The sequence below is a fragment of the Actinomadura sp. GC306 genome, from assembly GCF_004348665.1.
Classification (GTDB): Bacteria; Actinomycetota; Actinomycetes; order Streptosporangiales; family Streptosporangiaceae; genus Spirillospora.
Window position 1 is genome coordinate 1 of record NZ_SMKM01000313.1, and the last position, 7273, is coordinate 7273.

Genomic DNA, 7273 nt, shown 5'->3' on the forward strand with positions numbered 1-7273 from the left:
GACGAACCCCGCCGCCCCCGTGACAACCACCCGCACCCGCGAACTTTATCCGCCTCCCGTACATCTTGGACAGTACGAATCTGGCCACCACCAGCCAAGAGGCGGCGTGGGCCTCAGCGGCCGGTGAGGGAGCGGACGCGGGGGACGACGGTGTCCAGGGGCACCTTTTCGGTTTCGCCGGTGGCGCGGGTGGTGACCTCGGCGGTGCCCTCGGCCAGGCCGCGGCGGCCCACGGTCACCCGGAACGGGATTCCCGTCAGCTCGGCGTCGCGGAACTTCACCCCGGCGCGTTCGGCGCGGTCGTCGATCACCACGTCCACCCCGGCGTCCTTCAGCGACGCGTAGATGTCCTCGGCGGCCTTGGCGACGTCGCCGTCATCGGACTGGGCGACCACGACCGAGACCTGGAAGGGGGCGACGGACAGCGGCCAGACGATCCCGCGGTCGTCGTTGTGGGTCTCGATGATCGCGGCCATCGCGCGCTCGACGCCGATGCCGTAGCTGCCCATGACCACCGGGACGCGCTTGCCGTCCGGGTCCAGGACTTCGACGCCGAGCGCGCGGGCGTAGCGGTCGCCGAGCTTGAAGATGTGCCCGACCTCGATGGCCCGCTGGATCTCCAGGGCCTCGCCGCAGCGGACGCAGCGCTGCCCCGCCTCGACCTCCCGCAGGTCGGCCCACTTGCCCACCTCGATGTCGCGCTCGACGTTGACGCCGCGCAGGTGGACGTCGTCTGTGTTCGCGCCCGTGAACATGTCGCGGCGGCCCCGCAGCGCCTCGTCCGCGATCACGGGGACGGGCGCCGGGAGGAACGCGTCGACCGCGCCGAGGCTGCCGGGCAGCGCGCCCAGCGCGTCCTGGATCTCGGCCGGGTCGGCGGCGCGGATCTCGGTGACGCCGGTCGCGTCCACGAGCTTCTGCTCGTTGAGCGGGTGGTCGCCGCGCAGCAGGACGAGCGTGAGCGTGCCGTCGAGGATGTAGACGAGCGTCTTGATCTGCCGGTCGCCCGGGGCGTCGTAGGCGCGGAGGTCCTCGATGGTGCGCACGCCCGGGGTGTCGAACCGCTCCGGCGCGGCCGGCCCCGGCTCGTCGGCGACGGCCGGCAGCACGGACGTCGCCCGCTCGATGTTGGCGGCGTAGCCGCACGCCGGGCAGTGGGCGACGAGGTCCTCGCCGACGTCGGCGGGGCACATGAACTCGGTCGAGTCCGAGCCGCCCATGGTCCCGCTGGACGCCTCGCAGGCCAGCGCGCGCAGGCCGAGCCGCTCGAAGATCCGCGTGTAGGCGCCGTGGTAGGCGTCGAACGACGCGTCCAGGCCGGCGCGGTCGATGTCGAAGCTGTAGGCGTCCTTCATCGTGAACTCGCGGGTCCGCATGAGGCCGCCCTTGGGGCGCGGCTCGTCCCGGAACTTCGTCTGGAACTGGTACCACTGCTGCGGGAGCCGCTTGTAGGAGTTCAACTCGCGGGCGACGGTCGCGAAGATCTCCTCGTGCGTCATCCCGAGGGCGAGGTCGGTGCCGCGCCGGTCGCGCAGCCGGAACATCTCCTGGCCCATCAGCTCCCAGCGCCCCGAGCGCTGCCACGGCTCGGCGGGGTGCAGGGCGGGCAGCAGCATCTCCTGCGCGCCGATCGCGGTCATCTCGGCCCGGATGATCTCGATGATCCGCGCCCGGACGCGGACGGCCAGCGGCAGCAGCGAGTAGTGGCCCGCGGTGAGCTGCCGGACGTACCCCGCCCGGAGCAGCAGCCGGTGGCTCGGCGCGTCCGCCTCGGCGGGGTCGTCGCGGAGCGTGGGCACGAACATCTGGGACCAGCGCATCCCGCGAGCGTAGCGAAGGGCGTCCGGCGCGGCGGGGAAGCGTCCGTGCGGTGCGCCGCGAGTCAGTACCCTGAGTGCCGTGAGTCGAGAAGGTGTGACGCCGCAGAGCGAGGATTTCTCCGCCTGGTACAACGAGGTGGTCGTGCAGGCCCAGCTCGTCGACCGGGGGCCGGTGCGCGGCACGATGGTCATCCGGCCGTACGGCTACCGGATGTGGGAGCTGCTCCAGGCCGACCTGGACGGGCGCATCAAGGACGCGGGGCACGACAACGCCTGCTTCCCGATGTTCATCCCGGAGTCCTACCTGCGGCGCGAGGCCGAGCACGTCGAGGGCTTCTCCCCGGAGCTCGCCGTCGTGACCCACGCGGGCGGCAAGGACCTTGAGGAGCCGCTGGTCGTGCGGCCGACGTCCGAGACGGTCATCGGCGAGTACATGGCCAAGTGGATCGACTCCCACCGCGACCTGCCGCTGCTGCTGAACCAGTGGGCGAACGTCGTCCGCTGGGAGATGCGGCCCCGGATGTTCCTGCGGACCACCGAGTTCCTCTGGCAGGAGGGCCACACCGCCCACGCCGACGAGGACGACGCGATGCGCGAGACGATGTGGGCCCTCGGCGCCTACACCGACCTCGCCCGCGACCTCGCGGCGATGCCGGTCGTCCCGGGGGAGAAGACGCCCGGTGAGCGGTTCGCCGGCGCCGTCCGCACCTACACGATCGAGGGAATGATGCGCGACGGCCGGGCCCTGCAGGCCGGGACGTCGCACTACCTCGGCACCAACTTCGCCAAGGCGTTCGAGATCCAGTACCAGGACGAGGCGGGCGCGCTGACGCTCGCGCACACGACGTCCTGGGGGATGAGCACCCGCATGATCGGCGGCGTGATCATGACGCACGGGGACGACAAGGGCCTCGTGCTGCCGCCGCGGCTCGCGCCGTACCAGGTCGTGATCGTGCCGATCGGCCGCAAGGAGCAGGGCGAGCAGGCCGCGGCGGAGGCCCGCCGGCTGGGCGCGGCCCTCAAGGAGGCGGGCGTCCGCGTGCACGTGGACGACAACCGCCCGCAGCTCTCCCCGGGCTTCAAGTTCAACGAGTGGGAGATGCGCGGCGTCCCGGTCCGCATCGAGCTGGGCAAGCGCGACATCGAGGCCGGTGTCGCGACCGTCGTGCGGCGGCTGCCGACGGTCGAGGGGCAGGGCAAGGAGCAGATCCCGCTGGACAAGGTGGCGGAGCTGCTGCCCGGGATGCTCGACGACTTCCACGCGTTCCTGCTGCGGCGGGCCGAGGAGTTCCGAGAGGAGAACACCGCCGCGGTCGACGGCTGGGACGCGTTCGCGGCACAGGTCGCGTCCGGCTGGGCCCGCGCGTTCCACTGCGGGGAGAACGCGTGCGAGGACGGCATCAAGGCCGAGACCGCCGCGACGCCCCGGGTCATCCCGTCCGACGCGCCCGAGGAGAGCGGCGAGTGCGTGAAGTGCGGCCGCCCGTCCGCCTACGGGAAGCGCGTCATCTTCAGCCGCGCCTACTGAGCGGGCACGGCACGGCGGGGCGGCACCGGGGGCGGCCGGTCAGGACGCGTCCGGCCGCTTCGGGCGGCTCGGCCGGCTCGCCTTCAGCCGGGTCAGGTACGGCTGGACGAACCACACGTAGCCGCACAGCACCAGCAGGATCGCCGCGGTGGCGGCCGTCCAGCCCGCCTCGTCGGAGACCGACTCGACGACCAGCGTGGTCGCCGCGGTCATCGACGCCATCAGCGCCAGGGCGCCGATGATCCCGAACAGGTTGGCGCGGCGGATCAGCAGCGGCTTCTGCCCGAGCTGGAACAGGATCCGGTGGTGGAACACCGGCGCGATGAAGCAGACCGAGGCGAACGCCGCACCGAACAGCGCGATGTAGAACAGCACCGTCCCGGCCCCTTCGACCTTCTCGTAGTGCGTCGAGAACGGCACGATCAGCAGGAACGCGAACAGCACCTGCACGCCGGTGGTGGCGACGCGGAACCCCTGGAGCAGCTCGACGAACTGCCGGTCGAGGCGCTCGTGCTCGGTCTCGTTGCGGGGCTTTTCGGCCGGGTCCGTGGTCATGAAAGCCATTTACCCCAGTAAAACGGTCGTCAGTCCACCAACTCGGTCACCACTGACATCACGTCCAACCCCGGCATCACGCCTAGTCCAGCGACGCCTGCTCCACGCGCAGCGCGAGCATCGAGACGTCGTCGCGGAGGTCGCTGTCGCAGAAGTTGAGCAGCGCGTCCTCCACCGCGTCGAGCATGCCCGCCGGCGTCGCGCCCGCGTGCCCGGCGAGGGCCTCCAGCAGGCGTTCCTGGCCGAACTCCTGCCGCGTCATGTTGCACGCCTCCAGCACCCCGTCGGAGTGCAGGATGAGGGTGTCGCCGACGCCGAGCTCGATCGTGTCCTGCCCGGCCTCGAAGTCGTCGAACAGGCCGAGCGGGACGCCGCCGCGCGACGCCGACCTGATCACCCCGTCGGCGCGCACGACGATCGCGGGCGGATGCCCCGCCGTGCCGAGCGACACCGTGACCCGCTCGGTCTCGACCGTCAGCCCGGCCATCACCGCCGTGACGAACCGGTCCTCGTCCATCAGCGCCTCGTTCACGATGCCGAGGACGTCCCCCGGGTCGGCCTTCCACCGGGCCGCCAGCCGCGCGCAGTGCCGCGCCGCCGCGGTCACCGCCGCCGCGTCCTCGCCCTTGCCGCACACGTCGCCGAGGATCAGCCCCCAGCCGTTCTCGGTGCGGAACACGTCGTAGAAGTCGCCGCCGACCTCCGAGCCGTGCGTCGCCGTCAGGTACTTCGCGGCCACGCTGACGCCGGGGATCGCGGGCAGCGCCCTCGGCAGCAGGCCCGCCTGCAGCGTCTCGGCGACCTCGGCGCGGCGCCGGTAGAGCCGCGCCGCCCGGATCACCAGGGCGAGGTAGCGGCCGAGGCGCTGGACGACGCCGAGGTCCATGAGGTCGAACGGTCCGTACTCGCCGCTCGCCGCCAGGGTGATCGTCCCCATGGCGCGGTCGCCGTCCTCGATGGGGACGCTCAGGACCGAGGTCACGCCGATCTTGCCGCAGACGGGCTGGCCGTCCGGGCACACGCCGAGGACGTCGAGGTTCTCCAGGTGCGGCCGCAGCGCGCTCTGCCGGGTGAGGTAGACGGTGTGCGGGAGGGTGCCCTGGACGGGCTCCACCTCCTCCAGCATCCGCGCCGCCTCGACGGAGCGCTCGTCCTCCGGGCCCATCACCACCTGGCGGCGCAGCGCCGGCGGGGTGCCGCCGGCCTGCGCGGACGGTCCGGGGCCGCCGTTCCCGACGGTCAGGTCGATGAACGCCCAGTCGGCCAGTTCGGCGGCCAGCAGCCGGGCGCACCGCCGGATGGCCACGGTCTCGTTGAAGACCGGCTCGTCGAGCAGCAGCTCGCTGGCCGTGGCGAGGACGTCCATCCGGTGGACGATCGTGGCGACGGCCTCGTCGTCCGGCTGCGCGGCGTGGGTGCTCCGCGCGTGCTCCTCGCGGGCGGGCACGTCCGGCGCGGGGGCCGTGCCGGTGCCGACCGCCAGCGCGGACGCGGTCTCGGTGGACGTGCCGCGGGCGGCGATCGTCCGGGCCGGCGCCGCCCGTCCCGCCGCGGCCGCGGAAGGGGCCGGCGCGGACGGCGCACGGCCGGCCGCCGACCGTCTGGCCTTCGGCTGCGCCGCGGCCGGGCCGCTGTCGACCGCGGGCGCGTTCGCCGGCCCCGCGGCCGCCACGACCATCGGGTCGGGCTCGCCGCGGATCCACACCCGGGCCAGCGTCACCGTCGCGTCGACCGGGTGCTCGCGGCCGAGGAAGCGGACCTTCACCGGGTGCCGCCGCCCCGTCCGGACGACCGCGGCGATCTGCGACCGCACGGCCGCGCGGGTCGCCATGTCGCAGAACGCCGTGAACTGCTTGCCCGACACGTAGCCGGCGGACGTGCCGAGCAGTGCCGCGGCCTGCCGGTTCACGCGGCGGACGGTGGTGTTGCGGTCGAGGAGGAACAGCGGCACGGGGGCGTCCTGGAAGACGGTGCGCAGCACCCGCCGCTCGTTCTCGGCCGCGGCCGACCCGCCCTGCTCGCCGGTGTGCTCGGTGCCGACGGTCCGCAGCACCGTCAGTGCCAGCTCCAGCTCGACCAGGGCCGCGTCCAGGGTGGCGCGCAGGTCGGGCTGCGGCACACCGGCGGCCTGGCGCAGTTCGCCGATGCGCCCCTCAAGGTCCGAGATCTCCCGCAGCAGGGTCTCGGGTTCGAGCTGGTCGGACTGATCGTGCATGTGGTCTCCCTCTCGTCCGCGACGCACGATGGAAGCGGGTCGCGCCAGGCCGGAGGCCGGCCGGGCGACGGCCTCGGCGCCGCGCCGCCGGGTCGCACCGGACCCGGCTCTGCGCAGCTTATGCGCCCCCTCCCCGTGCGCCTAGATCCATGACCTAGGGAAGCCCTTGCTGGCCGACGATTCGCTGGGCGAGTGCGGTGAGCTTCACATGACGCGTCTGTGAGATGCGGCGCATCTCCGCGAATGCGGTGTCGGCGTCGCACCCCAGCGCGTGCATGAGGATGCCCTTCGCCTGGTCGACGATGGCGCGCGCCTCGACCGCCTCCTGGAGCTGGATGGCGGTCCGGTGCACGACGTCGTACTGCCGGGTGTTGCTGACGGCGGCGCTGCCCTGGGCCATGAGCAGGGAGGCGATCCCGTGCTGGGCCGACCCGAGCGCTTTCGGCGTCACCCCGAACAGGGTGAGCGTGACGAGGACCGGCGGGTTCAGGTGCGGCGTGGTGGTGAAGCAGCGCACCCCCCGGCGCAGCATGTCGGCCATCGCCTCGGGCCAGCGCGTCTCGGCGAGGATGTCCTCGGACGACTGCGCCCGGCGGTCCAGCACCGCGTCGAACGCCGGTCCGCGGCCGCGGACCAGCTGCCGCTCGACGATCTCGGCGAGGTCGGGATGGCTGGCGGCGGCGGCCAGCGGCTCCGGCCGGAACTCCTCGGGCACCGCGATGCCGCCCGCCGCCCGGTCGGGGCCCCGGTTCTGCCGGGGGACGCGCGGCACGTCCGCCGCGTCGGCCGGCGGGAGGCCGAGCTCGGCGCCCGGGTCGTGCGCGGGTTCGGCGGGCAGCGCCCAGCGCACGCTCGACGCGCCCGCGCAGCCGGGGACGACGCGCGAGGCGAGGTCGGTCACCCGGTGCAGGGTGCCGATGTCGGAAGACTCCCCGACCATCCCCAGCCGGGCGATCTCCAACGCGAGCTGGTCGGTCAGCACGGTCTCGGTGGACGTCACCCCTCCGAGATTATCCTGCGTTCCGGGATGCGGGGTCGGCGGCGTCCGGCCCGCTCCACGCGCACGGTTTCCCGGTCATGAGGGGGTCATGGCGGGCCGTGGTCGTGGGCTGCCGGGGGCCGATGGCGCGGAGGGGGCTCGGGAGGGTACCGGGG

The 7273-nt window shown here is 73.2% G+C and carries 5 protein-coding genes; 1 reads left to right on the plus strand and 4 read right to left on the minus strand.

Annotated elements, in window-relative coordinates:
* Positions 1 to 113: 113 nt before the first annotated feature.
* On the minus strand, positions 114 to 1820 hold the full coding sequence (locus tag E1200_RS29135; RefSeq protein WP_131955287.1) for a proline--tRNA ligase: 1707 nt from the start codon (positions 1818 to 1820) through the stop codon (positions 114 to 116).
* 79 nt (positions 1821 to 1899) lie between these two features.
* Here E1200_RS29135 and proS point away from each other — a divergent pair, with 79 nt between their 5' ends.
* On the plus strand, positions 1900 to 3348 hold the full coding sequence (gene proS, locus E1200_RS29140; protein ID WP_243708922.1) for a proline--tRNA ligase: 1449 nt from the start codon (positions 1900 to 1902) through the stop codon (positions 3346 to 3348).
* Positions 3349 to 3387: 39 nt separating this feature from the next.
* Here proS and E1200_RS29145 read toward each other — a convergent pair whose 3' ends face one another.
* The 3 genes from E1200_RS29145 to E1200_RS29155 all read right to left on the minus strand — a co-directional run bounded on the left by E1200_RS29145 (position 3388) and on the right by E1200_RS29155 (position 7118).
* Positions 3388 to 3903 carry a DUF6328 family protein gene (locus E1200_RS29145; RefSeq protein ID WP_243708924.1) on the minus strand — a complete coding sequence of 172 codons (516 nt, stop codon included), beginning with the start codon at positions 3901 to 3903 and terminating at the stop codon, positions 3388 to 3390.
* Positions 3904 to 3985: 82 nt separating this feature from the next.
* Positions 3986 to 6118 carry a SpoIIE family protein phosphatase gene (locus tag E1200_RS29150; RefSeq protein WP_243708925.1) on the minus strand — a complete coding sequence of 711 codons (2133 nt, stop codon included), beginning with the start codon at positions 6116 to 6118 and terminating at the stop codon, positions 3986 to 3988.
* Positions 6119 to 6272: 154 nt separating this feature from the next.
* Positions 6273 to 7118, minus strand: coding sequence for an ANTAR domain-containing protein (locus E1200_RS29155; RefSeq protein WP_243708926.1), 846 nt, complete (start codon positions 7116 to 7118; stop codon positions 6273 to 6275).
* Positions 7119 to 7273 lie beyond the last annotated feature (155 nt).

What these genes read in the sequence shown, in the direction of transcription:
- E1200_RS29135 (WP_131955287.1), bottom strand. Translation starts at nt 1,820, where the DNA reads ATGCGCTGGTCCCAGATGTTCGTGCCCACGCTCCGCGACGACCCCGCC.
- E1200_RS29145 (WP_243708924.1), bottom strand. Translation starts at nt 3,903, where the DNA reads ATGACCACGGACCCGGCCGAAAAGCCCCGCAACGAGACCGAGCACGAG.
- E1200_RS29150 (WP_243708925.1), bottom strand. Translation starts at nt 6,118, where the DNA reads ATGCACGATCAGTCCGACCAGCTCGAACCCGAGACCCTGCTGCGGGAG.